This is a genomic window from Skermanella rosea, from assembly GCF_016806835.2.
In the GTDB taxonomy this organism is placed as follows: domain Bacteria; phylum Pseudomonadota; class Alphaproteobacteria; order Azospirillales; family Azospirillaceae; genus Skermanella; species Skermanella rosea.
On the sequence record NZ_CP086111.1, the window covers coordinates 5,423,164 to 5,449,092 of the forward strand.

At 59.5% G+C, this 25,929-nt stretch carries 30 protein-coding genes; 19 read left to right on the forward strand and 11 right to left on the reverse strand.

Annotated elements, in window-relative coordinates:
• The first annotated feature begins 70 nt into the window (after positions 1–70).
• Both JL101_RS25240 and JL101_RS25245 read left to right on the forward strand, forming a co-directional pair.
• A complete protein-coding gene (locus JL101_RS25240) occupies positions 71–271 on the forward strand; it encodes a hypothetical protein (RefSeq protein WP_203103639.1) in 201 nt (66 codons plus the stop codon).
• Positions 272–328: 57 nt separating this feature from the next.
• Positions 329–523: a hypothetical protein gene (locus JL101_RS25245; RefSeq protein ID WP_203103637.1), complete on the forward strand. Its 195-nt coding sequence runs from the start codon at positions 329–331 to the stop codon at positions 521–523.
• Between the two features lie 439 nt (positions 524–962).
• On the opposite strand, the gene JL101_RS25250 is transcribed toward JL101_RS25245, so the two are convergent.
• Complete coding sequence (locus JL101_RS25250; RefSeq protein ID WP_203103635.1) at positions 963–1,256, reverse strand: hypothetical protein; 294 nt, start codon at positions 1,254–1,256, stop codon at positions 963–965.
• A gap of 1,132 nt (positions 1,257–2,388) precedes the next feature.
• On the opposite strand from JL101_RS25250, the gene JL101_RS25255 reads away from it, so the two are divergent.
• The 3 genes from JL101_RS25255 (at position 2,389) to JL101_RS25265 (ending at position 3,598) form a co-directional block, all read left to right on the forward strand.
• Positions 2,389–2,886: a hypothetical protein gene (locus JL101_RS25255; RefSeq protein WP_203103633.1), complete on the forward strand. Its 498-nt coding sequence runs from the start codon at positions 2,389–2,391 to the stop codon at positions 2,884–2,886.
• On the forward strand, positions 2,883–3,065 hold the full coding sequence (locus JL101_RS25260) for a hypothetical protein (protein WP_203103631.1): 183 nt from the start codon (positions 2,883–2,885) through the stop codon (positions 3,063–3,065). The genes JL101_RS25255 and JL101_RS25260 overlap by 4 nt, the downstream gene beginning before the upstream one ends.
• Positions 3,066–3,421: 356 nt before the next feature.
• On the forward strand, positions 3,422–3,598 hold the full coding sequence (locus JL101_RS25265; protein WP_203103629.1) for a hypothetical protein: 177 nt from the start codon (positions 3,422–3,424) through the stop codon (positions 3,596–3,598).
• 724 nt (positions 3,599–4,322) lie between these two features.
• Here JL101_RS25265 and JL101_RS25270 read toward each other — a convergent pair.
• A complete protein-coding gene (locus tag JL101_RS25270; RefSeq protein ID WP_203103627.1) occupies positions 4,323–4,784 on the reverse strand; it encodes a PRC-barrel domain-containing protein in 462 nt (153 codons plus the stop codon).
• A 507-nt stretch (positions 4,785–5,291) separates the two neighbouring features.
• Here JL101_RS25270 and JL101_RS25275 point away from each other — a divergent pair.
• The 4 genes from JL101_RS25275 (at position 5,292) to JL101_RS36955 (ending at position 8,613) form a co-directional block, all read left to right on the forward strand.
• Complete coding sequence (locus tag JL101_RS25275) at positions 5,292–5,537, forward strand: hypothetical protein (RefSeq protein ID WP_203103625.1); 246 nt, start codon at positions 5,292–5,294, stop codon at positions 5,535–5,537.
• 1,360 nt (positions 5,538–6,897) lie between these two features.
• The gene (gene coaD / locus JL101_RS25280; protein ID WP_203103623.1) at positions 6,898–7,422 is read left to right on the forward strand and encodes a pantetheine-phosphate adenylyltransferase; all 525 of its coding nucleotides are present in this window, start codon (positions 6,898–6,900) and stop codon (positions 7,420–7,422) included.
• Positions 7,423–7,593: 171 nt separating this feature from the next.
• Positions 7,594–7,725, forward strand: coding sequence for a hypothetical protein (locus tag JL101_RS36595; RefSeq protein WP_267133540.1), 132 nt, complete (start codon positions 7,594–7,596; stop codon positions 7,723–7,725).
• A gap of 585 nt (positions 7,726–8,310) precedes the next feature.
• Complete coding sequence (locus JL101_RS36955) at positions 8,311–8,613, forward strand: DUF6626 family protein (RefSeq protein ID WP_407697359.1); 303 nt, start codon at positions 8,311–8,313, stop codon at positions 8,611–8,613.
• A 205-nt stretch (positions 8,614–8,818) separates the two neighbouring features.
• Here the strand turns inward: JL101_RS36955 and JL101_RS25285 are convergent, their stop codons facing one another.
• Positions 8,819–9,235 (reverse strand): hypothetical protein, encoded by a 417-nt coding sequence (locus JL101_RS25285; RefSeq protein ID WP_203103621.1) that lies wholly within the window; start codon positions 9,233–9,235, stop codon positions 8,819–8,821.
• Between the two features lie 564 nt (positions 9,236–9,799).
• On the opposite strand from JL101_RS25285, the gene JL101_RS25290 reads away from it, so the two are divergent.
• From JL101_RS25290 to JL101_RS25300, 3 genes are all read left to right on the forward strand, one after another.
• Complete coding sequence (locus JL101_RS25290; RefSeq protein ID WP_203103619.1) at positions 9,800–10,267, forward strand: c-type cytochrome; 468 nt, start codon at positions 9,800–9,802, stop codon at positions 10,265–10,267.
• Between the two features lie 157 nt (positions 10,268–10,424).
• Complete coding sequence (locus JL101_RS25295; protein WP_203103617.1) at positions 10,425–10,868, forward strand: ATP-binding protein; 444 nt, start codon at positions 10,425–10,427, stop codon at positions 10,866–10,868.
• A gap of 239 nt (positions 10,869–11,107) precedes the next feature.
• Complete coding sequence (locus JL101_RS25300) at positions 11,108–12,343, forward strand: sensor histidine kinase (RefSeq protein ID WP_203103615.1); 1,236 nt, start codon at positions 11,108–11,110, stop codon at positions 12,341–12,343.
• A 67-nt stretch (positions 12,344–12,410) separates the two neighbouring features.
• On the opposite strand, the gene JL101_RS25305 is transcribed toward JL101_RS25300, so the two are convergent.
• Positions 12,411–12,815, reverse strand: a complete 405-nt coding sequence (locus tag JL101_RS25305; RefSeq protein ID WP_203103613.1) for a VanZ family protein — start codon at positions 12,813–12,815, stop codon at positions 12,411–12,413.
• A 159-nt stretch (positions 12,816–12,974) separates the two neighbouring features.
• On the opposite strand from JL101_RS25305, the gene JL101_RS25310 reads away from it, so the two are divergent.
• Complete coding sequence (locus tag JL101_RS25310) at positions 12,975–13,358, forward strand: cupin domain-containing protein (RefSeq protein WP_203103611.1); 384 nt, start codon at positions 12,975–12,977, stop codon at positions 13,356–13,358.
• A 461-nt stretch (positions 13,359–13,819) separates the two neighbouring features.
• Positions 13,820–14,275: a response regulator gene (locus JL101_RS25315; protein WP_203103609.1), complete on the forward strand. Its 456-nt coding sequence runs from the start codon at positions 13,820–13,822 to the stop codon at positions 14,273–14,275.
• A gap of 77 nt (positions 14,276–14,352) precedes the next feature.
• Here JL101_RS25315 and JL101_RS25320 read toward each other — a convergent pair whose 3' ends face one another.
• The 3 genes from JL101_RS25320 to JL101_RS25330 form a co-directional block, all read right to left on the reverse strand.
• A complete protein-coding gene (locus tag JL101_RS25320) occupies positions 14,353–15,822 on the reverse strand; it encodes a PAS domain-containing sensor histidine kinase (protein ID WP_203103607.1) in 1,470 nt (489 codons plus the stop codon).
• Between the two features lie 316 nt (positions 15,823–16,138).
• Positions 16,139–16,297 (reverse strand): hypothetical protein, encoded by a 159-nt coding sequence (locus tag JL101_RS25325; RefSeq protein ID WP_203103605.1) that lies wholly within the window; start codon positions 16,295–16,297, stop codon positions 16,139–16,141.
• 171 nt (positions 16,298–16,468) lie between these two features.
• Positions 16,469–16,873, reverse strand: coding sequence for a hypothetical protein (locus JL101_RS25330; RefSeq protein WP_203103603.1), 405 nt, complete (start codon positions 16,871–16,873; stop codon positions 16,469–16,471).
• A 408-nt stretch (positions 16,874–17,281) separates the two neighbouring features.
• On the opposite strand from JL101_RS25330, the gene JL101_RS25335 reads away from it, so the two are divergent.
• The 3 genes from JL101_RS25335 (at position 17,282) to JL101_RS25345 (ending at position 19,703) form a co-directional block, all read left to right on the forward strand.
• On the forward strand, positions 17,282–18,505 hold the full coding sequence (locus JL101_RS25335) for a sensor histidine kinase (protein ID WP_228435154.1): 1,224 nt from the start codon (positions 17,282–17,284) through the stop codon (positions 18,503–18,505).
• Positions 18,499–18,870, forward strand: a complete 372-nt coding sequence (locus JL101_RS25340; RefSeq protein WP_203103599.1) for a response regulator — start codon at positions 18,499–18,501, stop codon at positions 18,868–18,870. The genes JL101_RS25335 and JL101_RS25340 overlap by 7 nt, the downstream gene beginning before the upstream one ends.
• A 314-nt stretch (positions 18,871–19,184) precedes the next feature.
• A complete protein-coding gene (locus tag JL101_RS25345; RefSeq protein WP_203103597.1) occupies positions 19,185–19,703 on the forward strand; it encodes a response regulator in 519 nt (172 codons plus the stop codon).
• A gap of 115 nt (positions 19,704–19,818) precedes the next feature.
• Here the strand turns inward: JL101_RS25345 and JL101_RS25350 are convergent, their stop codons facing one another.
• Positions 19,819–20,946 (reverse strand): sensor histidine kinase, encoded by a 1,128-nt coding sequence (locus tag JL101_RS25350; RefSeq protein WP_203103595.1) that lies wholly within the window; start codon positions 20,944–20,946, stop codon positions 19,819–19,821.
• A 291-nt stretch (positions 20,947–21,237) separates the two neighbouring features.
• Complete coding sequence (locus JL101_RS25355; protein ID WP_203103593.1) at positions 21,238–22,356, reverse strand: histidine kinase dimerization/phosphoacceptor domain -containing protein; 1,119 nt, start codon at positions 22,354–22,356, stop codon at positions 21,238–21,240.
• A gap of 1,228 nt (positions 22,357–23,584) precedes the next feature.
• On the opposite strand from JL101_RS25355, the gene JL101_RS25360 reads away from it, so the two are divergent.
• The gene (locus JL101_RS25360; RefSeq protein ID WP_203103591.1) at positions 23,585–23,935 is read left to right on the forward strand and encodes a hypothetical protein; all 351 of its coding nucleotides are present in this window, start codon (positions 23,585–23,587) and stop codon (positions 23,933–23,935) included.
• Positions 23,936–23,989: 54 nt separating this feature from the next.
• Positions 23,990–24,484, forward strand: coding sequence for a cache domain-containing protein (locus JL101_RS25365; RefSeq protein WP_203103589.1), 495 nt, complete (start codon positions 23,990–23,992; stop codon positions 24,482–24,484).
• A gap of 485 nt (positions 24,485–24,969) precedes the next feature.
• On the opposite strand, the gene JL101_RS25370 is transcribed toward JL101_RS25365, so the two are convergent.
• Together JL101_RS25370 and JL101_RS25375 are read right to left on the reverse strand one after the other, a co-directional pair.
• Positions 24,970–25,353 carry a tellurite resistance TerB family protein gene (locus JL101_RS25370; RefSeq protein WP_211111311.1) on the reverse strand — a complete coding sequence of 128 codons (384 nt, stop codon included), beginning with the start codon at positions 25,351–25,353 and terminating at the stop codon, positions 24,970–24,972.
• 160 nt (positions 25,354–25,513) lie between these two features.
• Positions 25,514–25,852: a hypothetical protein gene (locus JL101_RS25375; protein WP_203103587.1), complete on the reverse strand. Its 339-nt coding sequence runs from the start codon at positions 25,850–25,852 to the stop codon at positions 25,514–25,516.
• Positions 25,853–25,929: the final 77 nt, after the last annotated feature.

Here is a 25,929-nt window from a genome sequence, read left to right on the forward strand (position 1 = left end):
ATGAATGTCTTTTCGCCCGACTGGCTTGCCCTCCAGCCGAGTTTTTTCCCTATGGGAGCCTGCTACCGATATGTCTGACGCCGTCCCCGACCTGATTGACCAGTGCCTTGCCGACCTGACGGCAAAGCGAAATCGCCTTGACGCCGCCATGAATGCAGCCGCCGCCATTGGGTCCGAATATCACACCGCACTGCTCGAGAGCTACGTTGAGGTGGTGCACAGGATTCAGCGGGATCAGGGCGGGAATTCACCCGATGGTCGCCCTGCTTGAAGAGTGCCCAGCCCTGGCTCCACTCGGCGACCTGCACGATCAGTTGAGGCGGCTGCTGTGAGCCGGGATCGGTTTCCCGAACGGGCGGTGATCCGGCACCGCGACGGCAGGCGGGGCACCATGGTCCACGGGCATCGGTTTCCGGCCGGTCAGGCGGTGATCGAGTTCGAGATCGGAAGCATCCTGGCTGACCAGATCGAAGCCATCGTGTGGACCCAGGATAATGGGATCGGGATCGCGGGATTGGGCTGAACTTGGCAGACACAGCCCGCCCCGTGGGGCGGGCGTGACTTTGGTCAGTTGTCGTAGCCACTCCCTACGGGGTAGGGGATAGCCAATGGTCGCGAAGCAGGCAACCATCCAAGTCGTGTTGTCGTAGCCACGCCCCTACCGGGAGTATGGCCTATGGAACCGCCTCACGATACCGGTCTTGCTATGGTATTTGTCGTATCCACGGGTGTACCCTAGCGGATCGCCTCAGCCCAGTCAAGAGATCCCTGCCCGCGGCGGCTGCGGCCGCGGTAATGCCCGCAGCCTCGCTGACGCCCGCGACTCCGGCAACACCCGCGGCCGGCCCCAGGCCAACCGGGTCCAGGTCAACGGCATGACCTATCTCATACGCTTTGCGGCTGAACGCTTCGATTATATTGGGTCCAAACTCGCCAAGGCACTTGGTTCATAATCGAAGCGTTCAGCCGGAAAGCGTATCAATAAGGACGCCACTGCCGAGGACAGGGCCGAGCGGGACGGCATCCGGGCCGGGCTGACGTTCGATAAAACTGAGAACGGGGGAGTGCAGGCCGCTCAGGTCAACGACTCTCAGGCGGCCGTTCTCCAGCGGGCCGCGACGCATTTTGCCGATCACACCGGCCAATACACGGGAGAACAGGCCACCGTTTCCTGGGACAAGGGCGTCACACCTCCTACCGGAGAACCGGTCAGCGAGCAGACACTCCATTTCGCCCTGAAGGGGGAGTTCGCCCAATTTCACCCTGGAACTCGATAGACAATTCGGCGGCGACGGACTCCTGAATGACCTCAAGAGCGGCAAGTTCCAGATCGAAATCAGCAAGTGGGGCGTGATTGCTCACCCCCCTAACAACCGGTAACGCATTGATACCGTTGGATTTGGGCGACACTCCGCATAAGCGGTATCAAATAACGATTTGCCCTGCTCTTCGGCGGATCAGCTGATCAAGTAAGACAAATACTTGTGACGAGACCAGCCGCGAGCCGTTACTTCACTATGGGGTATGGCTGCAGAACCCGAAAACCAGCATAGTTTCAGCATGTTACCGGCTAAAGCCAGGGGGGTGAGTAGTTACAGTGGGGCGGCTTCACCAACGAGTCCGGCGAGTCCTTGGTCCTGCATGGTCGCGGGTTTAATTTCGCCAATTTCTCGAATGGTGATGACGGTACCCGCAACGCCCGGACGACCACGTCGGAAAATTCCGTGTCCGGCTCCTTTGGGACCTTCGCGGCCCATGATGGCGTGACGGTGACGATCAGGTCGTATGACGCCGCAGTTCAGGTCAATGGTGCTAAGATGGTCGCCGCCTAGTAATCACCGGCTGCCGGCGGGGCCGACGGGCGTGCCTCAAATACCGTCGTGATAGAGCAGCTTCGACATCGCTCTGGACGTGATCTTCTTGCAGCTATGGACCGGCCACCTGCCCGACGTGGCAGTCCTGTCCGACATCGGCTGGCAGTCCATGCTTGAACGGCCAAGTCAAGGATAACGGCCGCAAGTAGCAAGTAGATAGAGAAGTCCGCATCGCTTTCCGTGTCCCAGGCAAGGCCGATCAGGAAGCTCTCCCATCGCAGTTCCACGTCCATGCCTGATGACCCCGACCGTGATAGCTCGTTTCCGATAGACCACACCATCATCGCACAGGCATGGTGGGTCACCCATATGGCGACTAGTAGTTTGGGATGCCGAAGGGCCGACAGCCCCGGCTTGATCGGCAAACCCAAACAAGAGCCAGATGAATGAAGTTGATGTGGTCGCCCTAGTCGGTGATGTTACTAGAACATGCCATTTACGCCCAGGTGGTCCGGCGGGTCACCGCCAACGTCGCCGATGTCAAGCGGCACCGCAGTGAACCAATAGGTGGAGAATGATCGACGTCGTAGCGATCTTCCTGGCATGGCTCGAACGCTCCGCATTGCCGGTCGGGATCGTGATCGCAAACAGCAAGCCAAATCACGTCAGATTCGGAATAGAGGGCTGGAACTGCCTCCATGGTTCTTTGAGTGACAATGGCATCGAAGTTTATGCCGTGCGAAGTGGAGAGTGCTGGGACATCATCTGGGACTCCGACATTTCACCGAAGGAGTTCGACAACGGGTGGGGCTGCGGCCTGTGCATCGACGCTTGGGAGAAGGGACTGTATCCAAAACCATCGTCCTATGTGTCGCCCGAGGCCCTGTGGGTTGAGCATACACTGGAACCGCTCCGCAGTTGGCTCGAGCAGCTCGCCACGTCAGCCGGCATCGCTTTTATCGACTACGACGGAGCGACCGAAGCCAAGCTGTTGCAAAAGGGGGATCAGGTTCCCGAATTGGCGGTCGAGGTCGTCGGAAGGTGCTTGCCGATAGAGGAGTTAGACGCATGACTCTAGCTGAACCTATTCCCGAACTGTCGGTTGTCCGGGTTTTCGGTCAGCAGGGGACGATAATCCATGTGCAACGCAACGGCGAGGCCTACGACGTCGAGTTCAGCAATCCACCGCGGGTCGATACCGTCCTGGCCCGCGAGATCCAAGCTGTGGTCCGGGTTCCTCCCGGTAGCTAATCAGTTCCCGGTCTGATCGGACTACTGGCCCAGCAGCCGGTCCCGGTCTTCGCTCACCTCATCTCCCCGTCACCATCCTGGGATCCGACTCGGGCCGTTCCGGCGGGAGACTGTCGGGGGTGCTTTCGGAAACCGTTTCCGACACATCAGCCGTCTGAGGTTCAGGAAAGTCGTCGGGCGGGCTCTCCGGACCGGGTCCGAACCACTCTACCAGGGTCTCTTTCTTCATCTGGCTCTGCCGCCATCGAGGCGAACGGAACCTACACCGAAGCCTATCAGACTGCGGAAAAGGGCTGTGCACGGCCGGCGGACCGTGATTCTCTGCGGTGGTGGAGAATGCGGCGGGCGAGGGGGCGATGCGGGCCGACACCACCGCAATGTGGTGGACCTGCTGGATCGCCAAGGCGGTCGTGGTGACTGCTGTCCTGGCTCCGGCCGACGTTCAGGTCGTCCTTCTAGATCAGATCCGTAAGCTGATCGTGATGGCTTTGATCGCCTACGGCCGGCCCAGGGGATCGAATCGCTGCTGCTGACGTCTCAACCTTTCCTCATGTCTCTCCTGGTCGCCTCTCTGCTGGTCACGGTTCCGTTCCGAGAGGGACGGCTGGGGTCCCTCGTATCGCTCTTCGCGACGTTGCCGCTCCATCTCCCGATTGAGGGCGTCGCAGGATGGACGGTCCCCCTCCCGACAGGTCCGCCTGAGGTCGCTCACGCGGTTTTGCCGTTCTCGCTCTAGGGCGGCGGGGCCCCGGACACCATATCCCTGGTCATCGTCGGGGATAGAGCATCCCAGGAGAAGCAGCGGAAGTATTGGCAGGAGGTACGAAGAACGCATGGGGCGGTCCCAGTCGGAGTGTTTATCGTGATTAACCGCCATCGGACCGAGCAAATTCCGGATGCCGACCGCGTACCCCGACTCTCCAGTCTCATCCGGCAGAATGTTCCACGGTAGCCCAGAACAAACTGCCGTGGCCGAGGTCTGCCGGGGTAATTTACCAAGTCTGTGCGACTCCACTTCTTGAGAAAGGGCGTCAACTGTCAGTGGTGCTCATCCACGGAAATGTCCACCGCCGAGGTGGGTGCTGAGCGGCATCATGGATCAGGCAGCCCGCCACCACACCGTCTGGGCCTTCTACCGGCCGGGGTTCAGCTAGAGCGACCGGCCCCAGGGCAACTTGTGGACGGTGGGACAGCAGGCCCTACGCGGCCTATCCAAATGGCCGGGCCTTCCAGCCCGGCCGTGTCCGGCGACGCGGATCACTGCGATCCCTGGGCCTCAGTCAGAGTCTGGTCGTCCTCGACCTCCGCGAACTGGTTGTCATCCTCCTGGTACTTCTGGAGTGCCGTGGCCTGCTGTTCGTTCATCGGCAGGGTCAGGCGGTCGCCCTGCATGGAGAACTCGTTGACCGGTACCAGCACCTGATCCGATCCGAGGCCGAACCAGTTGCCGCCGGCCTGCACGACGGCGAACAGATTGCCACCGGCCGTTGCGGTGCTGCCACCGCTCTGGCGAACCACCTCTTCAATCTCGCCGATTTCCTGACCGTCCGCCCCGTAGACCGTCATGTCCTCAAGATCGTCAACCGTCATCGTCATGATGCCGGCCCCGCCGGTCTGGCTCGTGGTCGCCGTTGTGGTGCTCGTGGTGGACTGGGCCAGGACCGGGGTTCCGCCCAGAACTGTGATAGCAACACCGACCATCAACACGGATTTCAGCATCTGCTTACCTCCTTTACGGGAAAATACCCCGTAAGGGTCAACAGGCCAGCCCCCAAGGAATTCCCTGACAACGATCTCGAACAGTCACAAAGCAGCTGACCAGTAACGCACATTGTGGTTGAGGAGGTGGGGTATTGTTCATGTGACCCCAAGCGGATCGTCACGACTCCGAGTCGGTGCAATCGATTAGATGACGCGTCAGTATCATCCGAGGGACGAGCTTCCAACACGGGTGGGCACAAGCGGCGGACTTCATGCGTTCACTGGGAGATGCCGTGCACCCCATCCGAGGCCTTTGTCGCCGTCATGAAGAGAAACCCTGTGATTCATATGGGGGTCATTCTGATAAAGCCTGAAGGCAGGATGCCGGAATTGGCCCCGGTACGACACCGCACCCTCCTGGGGATCTGCCGTAAGCTGACGGCTCCGGGTCTGTACCGAGGTCAGGAACTGGATGGTCGCCTGCTTCTCCGGCGATTGCTCGGGAGGGCGGACAAGCCGTCCGCCTTGGAAGTCATCGTCGGCGTGCTGCTCGCAGCCAGGATGTGCGACGAGTACATAGACCCCACGGTCAGGGCCATTATCGCTGTCGTAGGCACCGGCATCGATCCGCGAAAATATCCGGTGCATGCCGTCCAAGATCCTATTGACCACGATCTTCGGGAGGACGATGGAATCACGGCGTTGGTAGAAATCCTCGTCCGCATCCCGGCTGGGGAAATACTCTCGACCGACAGCCAGACGGATGCTTGATCGACGGACGCGGCGTCCGGCTGCAACCGACATTCGGCAATGCCTAGATGGTGAAGTTGACAGCCGTCCCGACTATGCGACGCTGATTGATGCGTCGCCTCATCCTCACCCCTGAACGTCTTAGCGAGCTTCCTGACGGCCAGAGCCATACAGAGTTCGTTCGACGGGGCGTACCTGATGGGCTCCGGCTCCGCAACCACGGCGACGTCGTCCAGGTCCACTTAGAGGCGTTGCTTGGCCAGGATACTGAGGAGGTCAAGGCGGGCGAACAGGCCGCCCTCAATCGGCCTGTTCGCCTCGGATGTTACCATTAAGGGCAGCTATGGACGACTCCGCGGGCCTACATGACTCCCGACAATAAGGGTGAACAGGTACCCGAACAGGCGGTCAAGGTCGTCAGAAAATCGTTGTAGAGGATCAACTTATGACTTTAGCTGACCCCATCCCCGAACTATCGGTCGTCATGGTTTCCGATCAGCAGGGGACGATAGTCCATGTGCATCGCAGCGGGAGGCATACGAGGTCGAGTTCAGCACCCCCTCGCGGGTTGAAACCGTCCTGGCCCGAGAGATCCAAGCTGTAATCCGAGTCCCGCCCGACAGCAACTAAACGTTTATCAGAGTACGATGGGATCCGTATTATCAGATGACTTTAGGTACCTTCAGCATCGTCATCGTTCAGAGGAGATACGGGAACTCGTGAGAATTCGGTTTTATAAACAATTCTGGGAAATCGGCAGAGTGTTAATCCAATGGTGGTGGACGACGCCGATGTGGGGAGCTGAACGAGGCATCAATGAATGGGTCATCAGCATTTGGCCTGCTGTGATATTCATCCCGGCCCGAGAGTTTCCATGGAATACTCTCGTCGTCGATCATATCCTTTTTTGGGCGGGCAAATGGCGACTTCGAGTCCAGATTGATCTTTTCAAGTGGGTGATTGGGGTTTACTTCGGCGACGATGACAGCGGGATCCAGATCGGGCCGATTGGTATCTCGTGGGAGTGTTATGCCCTAGGGGAGTCCGGGGAGGAGCCAACTGGCCCGCAGAGACCAGAATGAAGCCCCGTAGGGGCAAGTAGAGGCCCTGGCGTACCCACTGCCACAACTGCAATCCACCGTCTGGGCGGCCAGAGAGATGGTGTAGGCATGAGCAGGGTCTTTGATGTCGCAATCCCGGCGAAGCGGGGCCAGACTGATGCTGATGAGAAAATCGCTCTATGGCCTGGATTGAACCCACTCCCGAACACTCGTCTGTGATGATCAATGATCAGGAGGGAGGCGATAGTCAGCATGCATCGCAACGGGAAAGCACCCGAGGTCCGGTTCAGCAGCTCGTCGCGGGTTGATTGGGTGCTGTCATGAAAATCCGGCTCTACGCGGGATCATTCGACCCCTTTCAACTCGACCACCTGGACATTGCTATCCGAGCGGCCAAACTGCTCGACTCCCTCTATATTGGGATCGGCGTGAACCCGGAGAAGCACGGCGGGCTCTTCGCTCCCATGGATCGAGTCGAAATGGTCCGGCAAACGCTGAATTGGCATCTACAGATTACGCCCAACGATGCCCCGGCCATCGACCGCGTCCAGGTTGTCCAGTACAATACTTTGGTGAACGAAGCCGCCCACCAGTTCGGTGCCCGGTATCTTGTGCGAGGCATGCGAGCAAGCGACGACTTCAGCGATGAGTGGGATCTCGCGGGCGTTCTATACAAGACGGCTCCGCATCTGGAATTCGTCCACCTCATGGCCCGGCCCGCCCACATCTTCGAGCGGAGCAAATACGTCCGCCAACTCGCGATGTTTGGCTCCCCTGACCTGGAGAAGTTTGTCGCTCCACCGGTTGCCCACGCTCTCCAGATCAAGTTCAGCAAGTCGCCCTGATATTCTCGGCTCACCGAAAAGCCCGGCTCAAGACAGTGACAGGTATCGCATCACACTAATGGTTGTCACTGCTTTGCCGGAATTTCTCATCAATACGAGACGGCAACCCAAACCGACACCGGCCGTTATTCTCTCATCGGACCACAGGAGACTGTTGCAAGGAGCAATGCCATGCGGATACCTGCTGCGATATGTCTGGGTTTGGCCCTGCTGTTGGGCGGCTGCGGTGACAGCGACGATGACGACGATGACCGGCAGGGCGGAATTTCCCAGCAGCAGAATGATGATGATGACGATGACTAGTGCACTGACGCATTCAAAAGATTCAGAGAGCGATATGCAAGCTCATGTGTAGACTGCATTTTTGCTGTTCTCGGTGCATCTCTTGTATGCATCAGTGTACTAGCTCTGCCTCTAAAAGGACATAGCTACAGACCATGTAGCTGTCTCTGCAGCCACACGAAAGCGATGCTCCAGGATAAATAAACTTGGCTGCCAACGCAGTCATTTATTATATCAGGAGAAAACAATGAAGTATGTTCAGACTATATGGCGAATGAGTTCCTCGCAATCCGCAGCGGATCGAGAGTCTTGCCTGGGATCCCTGGTCGCAGAGATAGAAACCAGTTTTCCATCCTCTCGCTCTTTTGTTGTCTCGCCTGAGTATTGCCAGCGAGTCATGGTTTGGCTTGAAACCAGGGCCGCCGGGCCGTACAGCATTGAAGTACTGCCGGATGGGGGCGTCGCAGTGGCGGTCGGAACGCGACAAGATGCTGTTCGGCTCCGGGCAATCCCCCCGCACTGCATAGACCAGAGCGTGGTTGTTGCGAACCGGTCTGCGGAGCAGATCCGCGGGTTCTTCGGTCAGCTAAAAGGCAGGCGGGCATCATGACTCTCCGTCTGATCTACAACTCGCTTCACGCGGCTGGTCTGGTCACGAGCCAGCGGCAGTTCAGCCGGGAGTGGCTGCAAAAGCAGCCATCATATTATTCTTCCTCCGTGTCCCGATCCAGAGAGCCAAGCCTGCAAGTCCTGTTCATCATCTACGACAGGATCCGAAGGATGGCATTATCATCTGCTGATGATATAGAAATCCCTTGCCAGCACAGGAAACAACTTAGGCGATTAGCGGTGGAGATCCGGAACCTGATTGGACAACGACTTTCGCCCCCAGGATCGAGTGGCTGCTGAAGCAGCTTCTTGGGTCGAACTTTCCAAAATGCCGATCCGAACGTTTCGGATTGTGTTATTCAAGCCATAGAACTACGGCAGCTACACTGGCCGTCTGATAGTACATTCAGATAGACCGGTTCGCAACTCGGAGCTTTGCACGGAACTGGGGCTGCTAAGGACCAAACAAGTGAGCAGCCCCAGCCTCGCAGTTCTACCCTCTTCATCAGCGAGGGGCCATGAGTGCCGCTCCGGTGATTACCGGGGCCATAGCCACTTCTTCGGAATTGGCGATGATCCCCGCCCGGACGATTGTAGGGTGCGTAGCTATCTTGTCAGAGCTGGAAACGACGTAATGCACGCCTTCGTTGACCGATGTCGTCGCACCGAACATCACGCCGGCCCCGAACATCACCCAGACGGCGGTAACGAAAACAAGGGAAGTCCAATCATCGGGTTCCATCATGGTCTCCGTGAGATATTCTGCATCCAGGGCTATCTTGAAACGCCCCCAAACAATACCACAGATTGCTATCTGGTGATGAGGTATGTTTCTGCTCAGACGGCATACTCCCATGAATAAACAAATGTTGACATGTGTATGTAATGGGAAGCGGTCATGACTGAAGTCGGCTAGTTTCATTCTTTTGGAATTCATTATCAAAAATCATGTATGCCAGATCGAGAGTGCTTTGGCATTTCTTATAGCGATATTGCAGGAAGGCTCGACCCTCATAATAGAGTATGGATCGTCGCGGAGCTATCGCTCCAGGGATCTGGAAAGTGATCACAGGCAGGCAGAGGCCAACGCGGGGTATGACAGGTGGGGTTACTGATCAGTGACCCGCTACTCCAGGGGATCGAGAGCGTTTCCCGAACTGATGCCAACTACTCCGCCAGCAGGTGATCGTATGCCCACAGCCGTTCATCGCATTCCGGCAGCCATTGTTCATGATGGTTTCCATGGCGGTTACGACGCCCCGCTGGCGTCCCTCTATTTACCACCATGATCGCCGTGACCGCACAAACCTAATATTCAGTATGTGCCGACCGGAATCCCAGTCATCATGTGGATCGTCCGCGACCAACTCGCACCCGCCGGCCAAGGCTAATATCGTGGAATTTTCCGGCCCGTCTTGATCACCGCGTAGCGGTATCCCGCCAATTCGGATGAGTCCCAGCTGAAAAGGTGCAGGATTTGTGCAAAATGCCCATCTTGATCGCTCCTCTGACCACCGCAGTCCACGCCAACGATGACATGATCAAGCGGGGAGAATATCTCTCCAAGATTATGGATTGTACCGGATGTCATACCCCCGATGCCATGATGGGGAAGCCGGAGCCGGGCATGCTCCTGGCCGGCTCAAAGATCGGCTTTGGTATCCCGCAGGTGGGCGTTGTCTACCCGCCGAATCTGACGCCGGATACTGAAACCGGCCTTGGCTCGTGGAGCGAGGCCGACATCGTCACGGCCGTCCGCACGGGTGTTAGGCCCGATGGTCGCCAGTTGGCCCCAGTGATGCCATGGCCATCCTACTCGGCCCTGACGGACGAGGACGCCCATTCACTGGCGGCCTACCTCAAGACCCTGCCGCCGGTCAGTAATGCGGTTCCGAGGATGGCTGGACCGGGCGAGAAGCCCCCGGCTCCCTACCTGACGGTGACCGGCGGGTAAGTATCTGGAGAATGGTCTAACGCCTGCCCTGCCGGCAATCCTCGGGTTTGCCAGACGGCCTAGGAATTGACGGTCTCCGACACTGACAGGAGTAAACCGAAACCGCCGTGGGCGATGGGATTACGAGCTTCGGAGCGGCAACCAAAGGGGAGGCGTGGTGACGCTGGTCAACACCATCACCACCCTTCCCGGGATCGTGGCCGACGAACGGGCGATCCGGCAGGTTCTGCTGAACCTTCTCTCCAACACCATCAAGTTCACCCCCGCCGGCGGGCGGATTGAGATCGCCGCGGAAGCCCGGGCGGAGGCCATCCGGCTGCGGATCCGTGACACTGGAGGCGGGATGCCGGAGGAGATGGTCGAGAATCTCGGCAGCTTGTTCACCCAAGCTGACCCCCATCTCTCCCGCCACCATGGCGGGATGGGCATTGGACTGGCTCTGTGCCGGCGGCTGAGCGAGATGCACGGTGGGAGGCTCGCCATCTCAAGTACTGCCGAAGCCGGCACGACCGTGACCTTGTTCTTCCACCGTGAGAGCCAGCGAACCGAACCCCGTCAGGACCTCGGGCATTCTTCGCAAGGTTTGCCAGTGCGGGCCTAACTGGATCTTAATGCCCGCACAGCATTCTGCCCGCCAATGACCCGGATCCCGGATCGTCGATTAGTCGTGAACAACAGACCAACTGGAGTACAAGAGCGTTGCTTGGGACGGAACGGCGTGATCGTGTTGTCATCCTCGGTGCATGCGTACTAGCGTTCATCGTTTCAGCCAGTTTCGATCTGATCGGCAGCATCCACGACTACCTTGATCATCTGGAGCAGCCCCAGGTTGAAAGGATCGTGACGGCTCTTGGGGTCGCCGTGGTGGTCGGAGCCATTGGTCTGGCTTGGTATTCCCGCCGGCGGCTTGCCGACTACCGAAGGGAGTTTGCCCGCCGGGTCGAGATAGAGGCCTCCCTGAGGCGGACCGAGCAACGTCTGACGGACGCCATCGAGAGCATGTCGGACGGTCTGGTGCTGCTCGATGCCGATCAGCGGTTCGTGATGTGCAACAGCCGGTACCGGGAGTTCTATCCGGAACTGGCTTCCCGCCTGACACGGGGAACGCCGGTGTCGGCGATCATCGGACCCGGTGCAAGAGAGGCTGACCTGTGCGAACACGGCACCACGACCGACACCGCACTGGTGCAGGTGGTCGAGAGCGGGCAGATCAGCCCCGATGCGGAGTGCTGGCTTGCCACGGGACGCTGGATCCGCATCAGTGACCGGCACACCGGAGACGGCGGACTGGTCGGGATCCGGACCGACATAACCTCCTTGAAGCTGAACGAGGAGGCTCTCAGGAAAGCCAGCGGACGAGCGGAGTCGGCCAGTCTGGCCAAGTCGCAGTTCCTAGCCCACATGAGCCATGAGCTTCGCTCGCCCCTGAATGTCATCATCGGTTTCGCCGAGATGATCGAGTCCCGGATCTTCGGCTCGCTCGGCAGCCCAAAGTACGAGGAGTACATCCGCGATATCCGTGAAAGCGGGCAGCACCTGCTGGCCCTGATCAACGACATTCTGGACCTGTCGAAGATCGAGGCCGACAAGTACGTGCTTAATCCCGAGCCGATGGCGGTCCCGGACCTGATCAGAACCTGTCAGCGAGCCTTCCGGCTCAGGGCGGAGGAGGTCGGCGTCAGGCTGGAATACAGTGGTGGTGAGCTTCCGAGGATTACTGCCGATGAACGGGCGATCAAGCAGGTGTTGATCAACCTGCTGTCCAACGCCATCAAGTTCACCCCGCCAGGCGGTACGATCACGCTCCAGGCCGCGGTCGAGGGGCCGACGGTGATGATCTCCGTCGCCGACACCGGCGAGGGGATCCCCGCCGCCGACCTGCCGCGGATCGGGCAACCCTTCGAGCGGTCGGTGAAGCCGGACGGCATACAGAGGGATGGGACTGGCCTGGGACTGGCCCTCAGCCGCCGGCTGGTTGAACTTCACCGCGGATCGCTGGAGATCAGCAGCCAGGAGGGGATCGGCACCCAAGTGACAATGCGGCTGCCCCTGTCGCTGGAACGGCAGGCTGCCTGATCCACTGGAAAGCAGGCAGCAGGTCGGTTCAACCCCTTGGCCCTCTGCTCTCGAGAAAGGAGCGAGCCTAGAGGGGCGGAGTTGAGGCACGGAAGAAAGCGGTCACCATCCTGCGGACCAGGACGGCAACTGCCAACCCGATCAACGCCCCGAGCGAGTTGACCGCGACATCGGCCCAGTCGGGCTGCCGTCCAGGTGAGAAGGTTTGAAGCAGTTCGAGAAGCCCGCCGAACCCGATGGCGGCTCCGACGATCATGCCGGGAGCGGCCCGCCCCGACCAGCCCAACGCAACCAGGAGGCTCAGCACCGAATAAGCGACCAGATGATCGAGTTTATCGCCAAAGCCGGTCCCGATGGCGGGCGACCGAGGCGACAGAGATGCGGCGGTGATGACGATGGCGGCACTGGTGGCTGCCACTCGGATCAGGTAGGTCTTTGGGACGCGGAGAAGAGAGCAATCAGTGGAGGCCATTCCCCATTCATACCGGACGACGGTGAAGGAACCGTCAAGGCGGGAGAGCTTTCTTGCTGCAAGCCGCATTCGTTGCCACTCAGGCTTGTTCGGCCGAACCACTGCCCAACAACCCAGGATCGTGGCACCATGGATGGAGAACAGGGGAGGAGAACCGAGATGAAGTTCACCGTGAGCCACGCCGATGAGAGCGAGTTCACCCATGATGGCCTGAGGGCATTCTTCGAGTACCGCGACCTCGGGATCAAGGAGGCGACTGCCGGGCGGTTCAATGCCCATGTTATCCGGGCTCAGTCGGGTGAGAGATCGCCTGGGGAGTGGCACCAGCACGATATCGACTTCCAGATGGTGTATGTCCTGCGGGGTTGGGTGCGGTTCGAGTACGAGGGCATTGGCGAGGTGCTGCTCCGGCGGGGATCGTGTGTCCATCAGCCAGCAGGCATCCGGCACCGCGAGGTCGAGCATTCCGATGACCTGGAGATGCTGGAGATCACGTCTCCCGCTGAGTTCGGGACTGAGGTTGTGGAGGCCCTAACTTCGTGAGTGTCTTGGCTGGGTCGTTGCCCACCGCAGGCTGATCCCGATGGGGGCAGCAAACACAGCGGAGCAACGCCCAGGACCGTGCTCTGGACAAGAACGACGTCATAGGACGGCCATTCTGGTGATTGACGGCCGACATCGTCCATCATACCCAAGCGACAGGTTCGTTGCAGCGGCTCCAGCACGAGAACGTGTTATGGTTGAACAGGCATCAATGAAGTACCGATGCGGAAGGGCACACATGCCAGGATCGCACACCCCCTTGCCGAGTTATCATCCCTGTATTCGGTAACTATACTCCGATCTAATCCGAGTAATACTTAGATAATCATGCCATCACTGGTTTCCACACCCGGTTCCTTTGGGTTCCCTGCGAAGGAATACGACATATCTCTTCAAGTTCGTTGCCATCTCGAATGATAGCGATAATCATTACAGATTACTCACTGGATGACGGTGACAAGATGCGGACCTTGATCGTTGAGGATGACCCTCTGGTCGCCTTGGCCCTTAGGCTGTACCTGACAGAGCTTGGGCACATCGTGGTCGGCACTGCTGCCGACACCGATGGGGTTCTGCAACTGGCGGACGACGGCCTGAAGGCTGATTTGGCACTCGTTGACCTTCATCTCGCACGGGGGTCGTGTGGTATCGAGGCCGCTGTGCAGCTACGTTATCTGACCGGCATCGCCTCGGTATTCCTGACCAGTGATGCTGACGGAGCCCATGCAGCTCGGCATACAGCTATAGGATGCCTGATCAAGCCGATCTGTGCTTCACAGCTTGCTGCCGCTCTGACTGCCCTTGAGGCCCTCGTACAAGGGCGGATGCCACAATACGTCCCCGACCGGCTTGAGCTATTTCCGACGGCTTTGGCCACATGTTCGACGCCACTACATCGCGGTGACCAACCGAACTGATCAGCCCTCAGCTATCACCCTGCCTGGAATGCTCCTGGCAGCCATGGTCGCAGTGTGTGCGTTTTCCTTCCGCCAAGTTAAGCTCCCGATCTGGCCAGTCTTCTTGCCGACGCCACCTCGATCCGAAACACCGACCCTTTACCGGGAGCGGATGAGACCTCCATCCGATGCCCGAGCAGAGCCGTCAGGCGGTTGACGACGGCTAAGCCGATCCCGAAGCCCTCGCTGGCGTTGTGGGCTCTGTCATCACCTCGGTGGAACTCACGGAAGATGTCGCCGAACTGATCCGGCGGTATGCCGATGCCGGTGTCCCACACCTCGATGCTGACCATCGCTCCACGTCGTCGGCATCCGATCAGCACACGTCCCTGTTCCGTGTACCGGACTGCATTGGAGATCAGGTTCCGCAGGATCCGTTCCAGGAGCAGCGGATCGCTCCGTACTTCCAGGCTCGTGTTCACCACGATCAGGTCCAGGCCTTTCTCGGCTGCCTGGGCAGTGAACTCTCCGGCCAGCCTGCCGAGCAGGTCGCCCAGCATCACCGGCCCGATATCCGGCTCGACCGCCCCGGCTTCCAGCTTCGACATGTGGATGATCGCATCCAGCAGGTCTGACAGCGACCTGACCGATTGTTGGATCAACCCGACGAGGTTCGATGCGGAGGGTTCCATCACCCGGCGGTCCAGCAGCTTGGCGAACAGGGCGACGGCCTGGATGGGCTGGCGGAGGTCGTGGCTTGCGGCGGCCAGGAAGCTCGTCTTAGCACGGCTCGCCTGCTCGGCGGTCAGCTTATCCGTGAGCAGCTTGTCCTCGGCCCGCTTCTGTTCGGTGATGTCGCGGGCGACGCAGAGAATACCGATGATCTCGCCGCTTTCCGACCGCAGAGGCATCTTGAGCTTCTCGATGGTCTTGCCACCTGTCGCAAGCTTGAGCGATTGATCAACGGTCACAAGATTTTCGCCAGTCCGCATGACCTGCTGGTCCTCGCGGCGAACAGCCTCGGCATCGGATGGATCCATGATGTCATAGTCGGTAATGCCGGGAACGGCACGCGATGAGGCAAGCCCGACGACCTCGGCGAATATCCGGTTCCCGCCGAGGTACCGGGACTGCCGGTCCTTCCAGTAGACAGCGTGAGGGATCTGATCGAGGACCAGCCAGAGCGGATCGCTTCCCCCTGCAACTTCACCCGCCTCCGGAGCCGTAATCCTCTCGTTGGCGTGGATCACGGCTCCGGATACCGCCCCCGCCTCCGTGGTCACCGGCACGATTACGACGTTGAACCAGCGGCCCCGGCTCTGAAGTCCGGTCCTGAGTGATTGCCCACAGGTGATAACGCTCATCGCGGAGTCATGCAGCAGGGCACCGTTAGATCCGGCGACCTCGCGGATGTACCTGCCGTGGATCGCTTCAGGAGGAACGGTGACAAGCTCAGCGGCAACCTGGCTGGCCGTTTCAATCCTGCCGTCACGGTCAACCAGGATCAGGGGATACTGGACCGTGCTCAGAATGGCAGACAGAAGGTCCTGCTCTTTCTGTAGTGCCATCAACCGCCTTCTTTATACAGAATCCAACTGGAATATCAGTTTGTTTCCCGGATTAGCAATGCTGCATCTTAGAGTTCTCCAGCCGGCAACTTTTTAGCCTCACTATGACGGATGATATTTGCCCAGGATCAGAAGTTCAATTATCAATAATATGATGCATCCTGGATGACGGAGCATCATGGGCATGAGCATGGCCGAGCCACCGGCCAGTCACGTTACCGGCATCCAGTCCGGCCGTTCGATCCGACGCCAGGGTTTGATGCCATATTGGTTGTCCGAAGAAAGCTGACGGTGCCCCCTGGAGCGGAGCAGGCAGTCAGGCGGCTTTGCGGCAGGTTGGCCGCAACCGCTCCTTCATCTCGTTGAGGAATAGGCGAACCTCCTCAACCTTCAAACCATCGCGGGCCAGCACGGCGTGCAGGATCGGGTCGTCGAGTAGGTCATCAAGCGAGGGTTCAGGTCTTCTCTTGTCCATTGGTAAACCTCCAAGAATGAGTTGCTGATCTCCGGAACCGTGTTCCTTATCAGTGGATCATGACCAACACGTGAAACCTGGGGCGGCCGCTCCGGCATAGCCCAGATGGACGCGTGTGGTTTGCGAAGTATTACTGGAAACGATACTGGCTGCTCAGGCCACTCAGGCTTATCACCACCAGCCCGGCGGCCGGACGACCACGAGGTCGATCAGCCCGTTGCTCCGGTCATCGTACCGTTGGATGCGGGTGGCTGCCCGAGCTATCCACGAGCGTTCGGCGGCCTCGGCCGCAGTCAGCCAGTCGGAAGCAAGAGGGCGAACACCGTGCAGCCATGTCCACTCGTCCGGTCGGATCGCAACGACAGTCCCATCGCCTCGCTCGGATTGCAGACGGCCGTAGGCCAAAGCCGCATCCCAAGTAGCGGAGCAGGCGGTGCCGTAGCTGTGGATCCTGATCAGATCGCCCGTGGTGGAGAACACGACTTCCAGAATGTCCGGGACTGGTCGCTCGCGGCGGCCCGATGTCAGACAAGGCGGCACGGCGGTCGGTAGAGTGACCCGGCGTGGCAGCAGCATCGTTTCCCCCTCAGGACACTTGGCGATTTTTCATTGAAACTTCTTGAAGCCCAGGCCGTTGTAAACTTCTAACCTTTCGCGTTCCAGCCATAAACCTGCCTACGCCGGGAATCTTTCGGCAGGGGAATAGGACGTTGCGGAAGTCTCTATGCAGACGGCCTGTACTGTTGAAATACGGCGGTCGAGATTGCTGTAATCCAGCCCTAATCTTGTGCTACAGGTAAACTCTCGAGCATTGTTTCAACCTCTGGAGAGGCCCGCCGGACAGCCAAAAACGGTATTCCGGCAATCCGTGCCGCGGGTCGTGCCTGTGGGGAGTTGATACCCACCAGACCACAACCGCCAAGCCGTGTCGGGGGATCCATACCTCACGTCATGCAGACAGGTGCCACGGAAAGCAGCAGAGATATGGGAGATCAACAGACTGAATTCCTGGGCAGTTTGCCAGAGGGCTTCGTCAGACCTCCGGTGCCGCTCGACGGACCGCAGCGGCTCATCGCGTTGCACCGGTATGACCTGCTCGACACGCCACCGGAGCGAGCCTTCGACCACATCACGCGACTGGCCGCGAGCGTGCTCGGCACACCGATTTCACTGATCACCCTGATCGACGAAACCCGGCAGTGGTTCAAGTCCCGGCACGGCTTCGACGCCCCCTGGACCCGGCGGGAAGTGGCTTTCTGTTCCTACACGATCCTCGACACCGATACCCTGGTGGTCCCGGACGCCACGGCTGATGACCGCTTCGCCGCCAATCCCCTGGTGACCGGGGACCCGAACATCCGGTTCTACGCCGGGGCTCCGCTGGTCACGCCGGAGGGGCATGTGCTGGGCACCCTGTGCGTGATCGACCGCTCGCCGCATCCGGAGTTCAGCGGCGAGCAGCGGCGGCTCCTGCGAGACTTCGCCGATCTCGTAATGACAGAGATCGATGCCCGGTCAGCCACTCGGGCCTTGCGTCGAAAGGTTCACGAGCACCAGGAGACCGAGCGGCAGCTACAGCGGTCCCTGGCCGAGAAAGAGACGTTGCTTCGGGAGGTCTACCACCGGGTCAAGAACAATCTCCAGGTCGTCGATACGCTGCTTGCTCTTCAGATCCGTCACACTCCGGTAGATGCCGAGAACCTGCGGGAACTGCGGTATCGGGTCTACTGCCTCGGCCTGGTCCACCAGAAGCTGATGCAATCAGGGGATCTGGAAACGATCAACCAGAGGGGGTTCCTCCGCGACTTGGCTCAGGCTCTCGTCACCTATCACGCAACGTCAAAGGGCGACCTGACGCTGGATGTCACGGTCGAGCCCGTGGACGCCACTATCAAGATTGACGTCGCAATCCCTTTGGGATTGCTGGTCACCGAACTGGTGTCCAATGCGTACAGGCATGCCTTCCTGCCCGATCAGCACGGTATCATTGATGTCTCGCTGACGATCACGGGCGGAGGAAGGGCTTACTTGATCGTCGCCGATAATGGTGCCGCCGTGCTGAACACACCCTCACCCTCTGCATCTACAATAGGACAGCAGATCATCGCCGCACTGGTGGATCAGTTAGACGGTGATATGACCATGGACGAGAACCATGGCACGCAGGTCGTCGTGACGTTCCCTTGTCTTGGGGAACTGTCATGTTGACCGATGATGCTCCCATCCTGATTGTCGATGATGACAACCTCGTGCGGCTCGGGATCCGGATGACCTTGGAAGACGCCGGCTTCCGCAACCTCCAGGTTGCCAAGTCGGGATCGGCAGCCGTCAGGATGGCATTGCGGCACCACCCGGCGGTCGTCCTGATGGACGTCCGGCTTGGAGATGGCATTGATGGTGTCGAGGCGGCCCAGCGGATTTGCCGGGAGCATCCCTGCAAGGTGATCTTCCTGACGGGATCCAACGAAACCGCGACCCAGCTTCGGATCAGTGCCACGAATGCCGCCGGCGTGCTAGTCAAGCCGATCCTGCCTCAGCACCTGATTGGAGCACTCGAAGCCCTGCCGGGATAGAGCCGCTCCTGAAGCAGATCAGGGCACATGGGACGCCGCGGCTTCACAAGGCAGGCTTCCGGTGGTCTCGGCTATCATGTTGAACATGATCTCGTGAGCAACCGCAGAAGCGGCAGACAAGAACAGCAGCCAAGCAAAGCCTTCTTCTTTGATCCAGCATTGGAACCGTCCCAATGGCATATATTGGATCACCCGTTTGTGCATTGCCGAAAAAGGCCCAAAGTTATGGGAACCGGTGCGAGCCTGCCCTGTTCTGATGGTTGTTGCTTCATCCTGTGAAACTCCATCGGCGAGCCGGATTTGTCCCCCATGTCATGCATATTCTCATAGTTGAAGATGAACCCATCATCGCCCTGAGCACCCAGGCCGATCTCGAGACAGCCGGGCACACCGTGGTTGGTCTCGCAATGACCTCCGAGGAAGCAGTCACTCTGGCTGACCGCTGCCGCCCCGATCTGGTGCTGATGGACATCCGTCTGGCCAAAGGCAACGGAGTGGAGGCGGCCGAAGCAATTCATACCCGCTGGGCCATTCCCTCACTGTTCGCCACGAGCTATGTGGAGCATTCGGCAGGTACATGCCGTGCGGCTCTTGGCTGCCTGAGAAAGCCATACGACCGCCGGAGCATTGTGCGAGCTATCCTAGTCGTCGAGCAAGTAATGAATGGGCTCGAGCCGACCATGCCGCTGCCACGGAACCTCGAGCTTTATCAACGTGATACTGCCCCCGTAGAACCAGTGGCTGGACAATGTCTTTCAAGGGATCTGATCAGCCTTACCTCCTATGGTGCTGGTCAGGCCGTCAACGCCAAAGCAGGCTGCGGGTGGAACTGATCAGTTGTTCAGCCTGACGGGTTCTCCATGCTGCTTGCACATCGGCAACGGCACGCCCCACGGGCTTGTCTGGCCTGATTGATGTTCTTCGGTGATGAAGTCAAGCCACTGGGGGCTACTGCCTAGACAGCGGGAACCGCAGAACGTGTCGCGTTCCGGGCCTGTGCTCTGTGTCGCATTCCAGGACACCTTCAAGCTGGCGAGCCATGGCCGGTAATAAGCGGGAGACCACTCCCGGCTTCGTCTGATCTCCTGCTGAAGCCCTTTGACCGTCATCCTCAACGCCTAGCAATCCTTCGCCGTCCTTGACGTGGAGGGTAACCCTGATGACACCGGCCTCCTCCTTCCTGAAAGCATGTCTAACCGAGTTGGTCACCAACTCGTTGGCAATGAGGCCGAGGACCACTGCCTTGTCGAAATCAACCCGCACTGGATCGATTTCACTCTCCACCTGAACCGGTCGCGACCCGATCAGGCTTGCTATGATCCGGCTGCACAGCTTACCGAGATATTCCTCCAAACTGACCTGCCCGATTTCCCAACTTCCCTGAAGTTGATCGTAAGCCAGGGAAATCGCCTGGACCGCCTCATTGGCCCGGTCGAAGCCGCTTGGATCTCCCTTTCGCTGCTCCAGCCGCAATAGGGCACTCACCATCTGGAGGCTGTTCTTGATCCGGTGCTGAAGCTCGCGGAACAGGACTTCCCGCTCCTGCTTCCGCTGAATTGCCGCGGCCAGGAACTGGGCGAAGCCCTGAAGAAAGTGGATGGTATCGTCCTGGAAGTCGGTGAAACTCCGGCTGTCGATCTCCAGCACCCCGTAGGTACAGCCCTCCCAGGCAATCGGAACATCGACCAGAGAGGTCACGCCGTGGTCCCGAAGAAAGCCTGAATAGTCGAACTCCTCATTCTGTCGAATATCATCAATACAGATTGGCTCCCTGGTCAGAAAGGCCCGACCGGGTGGAGACCTCAAGTGAACAGGAAACGCTTCATGGCCGACCGTGCCCTCCTTCCATCCAACCCCCGCCCGCACTAGGAGATCCTCAGTAGCAGGACGGTATTCCAGGATCTTGACGTGCTCGACATCTAGGGCCGTAGCCGCTTCCTCGACGGCGTGCTGGAGCAGGACGTCCAGGTCACGAGCCGCGAGGGCACGGGTTCCGAACCGGACAATTGCTTCCTGTCGCTGAACACTGCGGCGAAGAGCCTCCTCCGGGCTTTCTGTGTCTGATGTCGATGACATCGCCTATCAAGATCCTTTGGGTGGATCACCTGGGCCGCTGTGATGTGGTCCAAGTCTGACTCCATCCCGGCACGACTGCCAGTGCTTAAAAAGAACTGGGAAACGGCTGGCCTCAGACGTCAATGTAGACGGTGGCCCGGTAGGTTGATCCGCTGCGTGAGACTTTTGCCCGGCCCGAATTTGCGAGGCCAGGTGAGTCCAGGAACAGCTCCCGGTAGTGACCTCAGGCTGGCTCCGGGATCGGGGCACATGTTCCCCCCGGCCTTCAGCAGCACCGCCCTAACCTCATCCTCATGGGCCGCCGGATCCTGTAAGGCAGTCTGGAACATCCAGGGTCAAAGTTCCCGCAGTGCCCGTGTCCCGCTCCTCCCTCCGGAACTCCCCACCAGCCATCTTGGTCAGCAGGGGGATCAACTCCAGCCCGGTGCCATGCCCCCGAAACTGTTCGGCCGGCATGCCAATGCCATCGTCTGCCACGATGAGGCAAGCCTTGCCCGGCTCGGTTCTCTCCAGCGACACTGTGATCGTTCCGCGTCGGAGCGGAAAAGCGTACTTGAGGCTGTTCGTCACCAGTTCATTGACAATGAGACCCACCGCGACCGCTCGATCATGACTGACCTCCACGGGGACCAAACGGAGATGTAATCTGATGAGGCTATCGTCATCGGGCTCGTGGCCGTGCATTAGGAACCGCTGCTTAACGAGTTCAGCGAGGTAGCCGGCGAGGTCTACCGCGTGCGTGGCCCCGCTCTGGTAAAGGCGGCTATAGATAAGGGCGAGGGACTCCACGCGTTGTCCGACGCTTTCCAGTCGCTGTCTCGTCTCGATGCGTTTCGCCCTGCGAGCTTCCATCCTCAGGAAGGACGTCACGACGGCCATGTCGTTCTGAGCCCGGTGCTGTAGTTCACGAAGAAGAACGGCCCGCTCGGCCGCCGCCGCGGCAAGCTGGTGATGAGCCCTGTGCCGGTCTATGGCCGCACCCAGCAGGTTGGCGTAGGTCTGGAGGAAGCTGATACCGGCTGTGGTGAACTCCCGCTCGTCCTGGCAGTCCACTTCCAAGGTTCCATACGCCCGGTCTTTGCAGAGGATCAGGACGTTCAGTGAGACGACCACGCTCATTTGCCGCACCACCTCCGACGGCTCGAACCGCGTCTCTGTCGGGACGTGTGAGATCACGGGCTCGTCAGCCAGCATGGTATAACCGGCAGCGGAGCCGTGCCCCCCAGGGACGATAGTCTTGCCTGTGGTCGCAACCTCGGGCGGCACGCCGACGGCGGCTCGCAGCAGCATCTCGTCCTTTCCCGGTAGAGCCTCGAGTACCTTGGCGATGGGAGCCCTGAAGCCGCGTGCAACCAGTTCGCAGGCCCGCTGAAGGATGGCGTCCAGATTCTCGCTCTGGAGAGCGACCAACCCAAACTCGGCGAGTGCGGCCTGCTGCTCCGACCATGCACGCAGGCGGTCTTCCGAAGGATCCGGTGAGCGAAACATCTGGCAAACCTTTCGTTTTGGACGCAGGTCTCGAAGTCGTCACCACAGTCACCGCCATTGAGACTGCAGCCGCCCCGTGCGTCTGGTCAATACGCTGACGCACGGTCAGACGATCCCGGCCGAAGTTGATGGGCCGGCCGGAGCACCTGCGGAACACCTGATCCTGCTCCGCGAGGGCGACCACCTCCGGATTGAACGACCCTTGCGGAAGCGGCATCCTGGCGGGGATCCTCACGGCCCTTCGGCGGTCGGTTCGGCGTAATGGGCAGCAGGTTGTTACCACCTTAACACTCATCCTGTTGTCCAGAACCGCACCAGACAACGGGCACGCCAAACCGGTGTACTTGGTGTCTATAAGGTCAATGGGGATATACTCTCCTGACAGAGGCACAAACCCAAGCATAAACGTTGCACATGCCCTCCGTTGGTGCGATGATCCCTCCACCGCCAGTTGCCGAACCACTCTATCGTTTCAGCTGAGACGAATGGAAGCAGACGCGTCCTGGTGATGTGACGGGAACGCTGCACAAGGAGGCAGCAAGATGATCCCGAATGAAGTTCTGGCAGCGTGGATCGTGGCCGTGATGACCGGGGCTACGGCATTGGGCGGGCTCTCACTGCTTGGCAGCCCTCCTTCGGCCGGCGGCATGGAAGCTGAACCCCTGCCGTTCCATTACGCCGATGTAAGCACTGCTCGGCGGCTCCTTCCTCTAAACCCGGCCTGGAGATCCCGCCTGGAGGCTACCGGCAGCCTGCCGGCTCGCCCGGTGGCGACCCCGGTAGAGTGGGCCGACGATGACGATCAGGGGGATGAGATCGATCAGCACGACAAGAGAGATGAACCACCTGAGGGACCACTTGCGACAGCGTACAATGCCGCCGTGTTCCTAAGTCCATAAATTCGAAGCGATACCATGCCGTCTGGAAAACGCCGGTCACGTCGGCTGTTGATGACACGCATTTTCTTTCGGCGGAGAACGTCGCCTGGCCCTGATCGAAATTTTTCGGCCTGTTCCATCTCGATCTGAAACACTGATTGATCATGAGGAAGAACAGTCTATCCAGAGCCGACCAACGTCGCAGTACTCAGCGGCAGCCTACCTAAAGTCTCCTTGATTACACGGCGACATAGCTAAATTTGGTGTATGCCATGGAAATCACAATGATGCATCGATCCTTGCCCACCGCGGAGTCTCCGCTTATCGAGGAAGCGTCAAGTATCTACCTCTCTGGTCTGGAGATTATCTACTTCGTGGGAGAATGTCCGATCCGGCTTCGCAGTCGCGACATCACGCCGCCGCGGAGCCATGCCAGAGCCGTCCTGGTGGTTCTAGCTGTGAGCGAGGTGGCCTGGGCGGGCCGGATCGCCGACGTGATTGATGCCTGGGAAACCGCCTACCAGAGCAGTGATCCATTCTGGATCAAGGCCGTTGCCGAGCGGATCAAACGGCTTGCCCTGATCAGCAACGGGCTGATGATCTTCACGCCTCCGGCGGCGTGACAGTCGGCATCTGGGTCATGACGGATGCGGTACGGGTCAACCAGGAGGCTTGCCATGCGGAGAACGGTGTTCGTTGTCGCCACAGCTCTGACCCTCTCCAGCGGCACGGTCTTGGGCCAGGAAAAGGCGACGCCTCAGCAGGTGGTGCAGAAGGTCCGGCAAGCTGTCGGTTACCTGAGCCAGAAGGGAGAGGCCGGCCTCGCGACCTTCAAGGAACGGCGATCCGATTACGTATGGGCCGACACCTATGTCTTCGTGATCGACTGCGAACGTAGGAAGGTGGCCGCAAACCCGCTGTTCGGCTTCGTTGGCATGCCGCTGTCCGACCTGAAGGATCCCACCGGCAAGGTGATCGGCCCGATGTTCTGCCCGAGCGGCACAACCGAGGGCTACTGGGTCGAGTACCATTGGCCCAGGGCAGGCCAGAAGCAGCCGGCCCGCAAGCTGACCTATATTGAACCTGTCCCGGACACGCCATTCACGGTGGGAGCGGGTATCTACGACAACAAGTTCACGACCACGGACCTTGAGACGGCGAGTGGACAATGACAGAAATCAGCCGGCGGGCCTATGCCCGACGAGGTCAGGGCATTAGCAACAAGTGATGGATAGGACTGTTTGGGCATCTGCGGCACTTCAAGTCCAAACAACGTCCAGATGGTGATCCGATGTCCGACTCCCCTGCTGCAATGCCCCCGTTCTTCGATCTTTGGCTGTATTCTGCCAACAGATATTCCATGAACTTGGGCCGTGACTGGGCTCGGGATGCACATCGACACCAACAGGAGTGCATCGACAACTGGCTGGCATTCCTCCAGTTATGCACGCCAGACTTCCGCCCGTCCGTTGAAGTCCTGCCGCCCCTGGCTTCAGCGTCCCATTGGGACCGCCAGACCATTCCGTTCCTCAGACGGGTATGAGGCGGTCACGTCCTGTCAGTATATCATACACGAAGCATTTCGGCGGCCCTCTCCCAATGAGCCAAGACCCGTTTGCACCCTGGCAGGACAAACGGCGGCGAATGCCCCCGAATCCTACACAAGAGAGTCGAGTTGCCGCCGCTGCTCAGGCGAGAGTTTCAGACGACTGGCGAGATAGGACAAGTACTGGCGGTCCGTCTCCGTTCCACCCTGCACGGCCAGTTCCGAGGCTAGGTAAACCTGTTCGGCGGTCTCGGGATCGTTGACCTGCCGCAGGATCTCGTCGAGCGGCTTGGGTGCCTGAAGTTCCTGCTCGACAATCCGCCGGTCATCCGGCCCGGCTTCCGCAGCGTCAAGACTCGATAAGATGCGTTGCTGTTCGTCGGGCGTGATCTGGCCGTCCGCATTGGCCGCCGTGATCATCGCCCGGATCAAGAGCAGGGCTTTGGCATCCCCGAGGTCGGGTTCCGGCGTTCGGCCCCGGAGGACACCGGCCAAGCGGTCCCCTAGACCACCACCGAGGCCTTTTCCCGAGCTCACTCCGCCGATCACCCCGCCGAGACCTAGTGCACTGACGCATTCAAAAGATTCAGAGAGCGATATGCAAGCTCATGTGTAGACTGCATTTTTGCTGTTCTCGGTGCATCTCTTGTATGCATCAGTGTACTAGCTTGTCCAGGATGCCCCCCAGGGGACCGGCGGAGGAACCAGGCGAGTGGGTGCTTGGGGAGGGCGTCGCTATCGATTCGTCCTTCCGACCGTCCTGATAGGCTTTGTAGGCGAGATATGCCAAGGCCGCGAGACCCGCCTTCTCGGTCAGGCCCATACCGCCCGCCGAGACGGGTGGTTGGCCCTGACCGTAGTGGCCCTTCTTGAACTTCTTCTTGCCTTTTCCGAGGAGCAGCGGGGTGGCTGCGGCAAAGGCCGGACCGCGGCCACTGCGGCCCGCGAGCCCGCTCGCCAGCATGACACCGAGGACTTTGCTCAGGTTTCCCATGCCTTCCTCTGATCTGGTTACCGTCGTGGAGTACATGGTTGTGGGCCGGGTTTTGGCCAACTACCCGAGCGGCAATC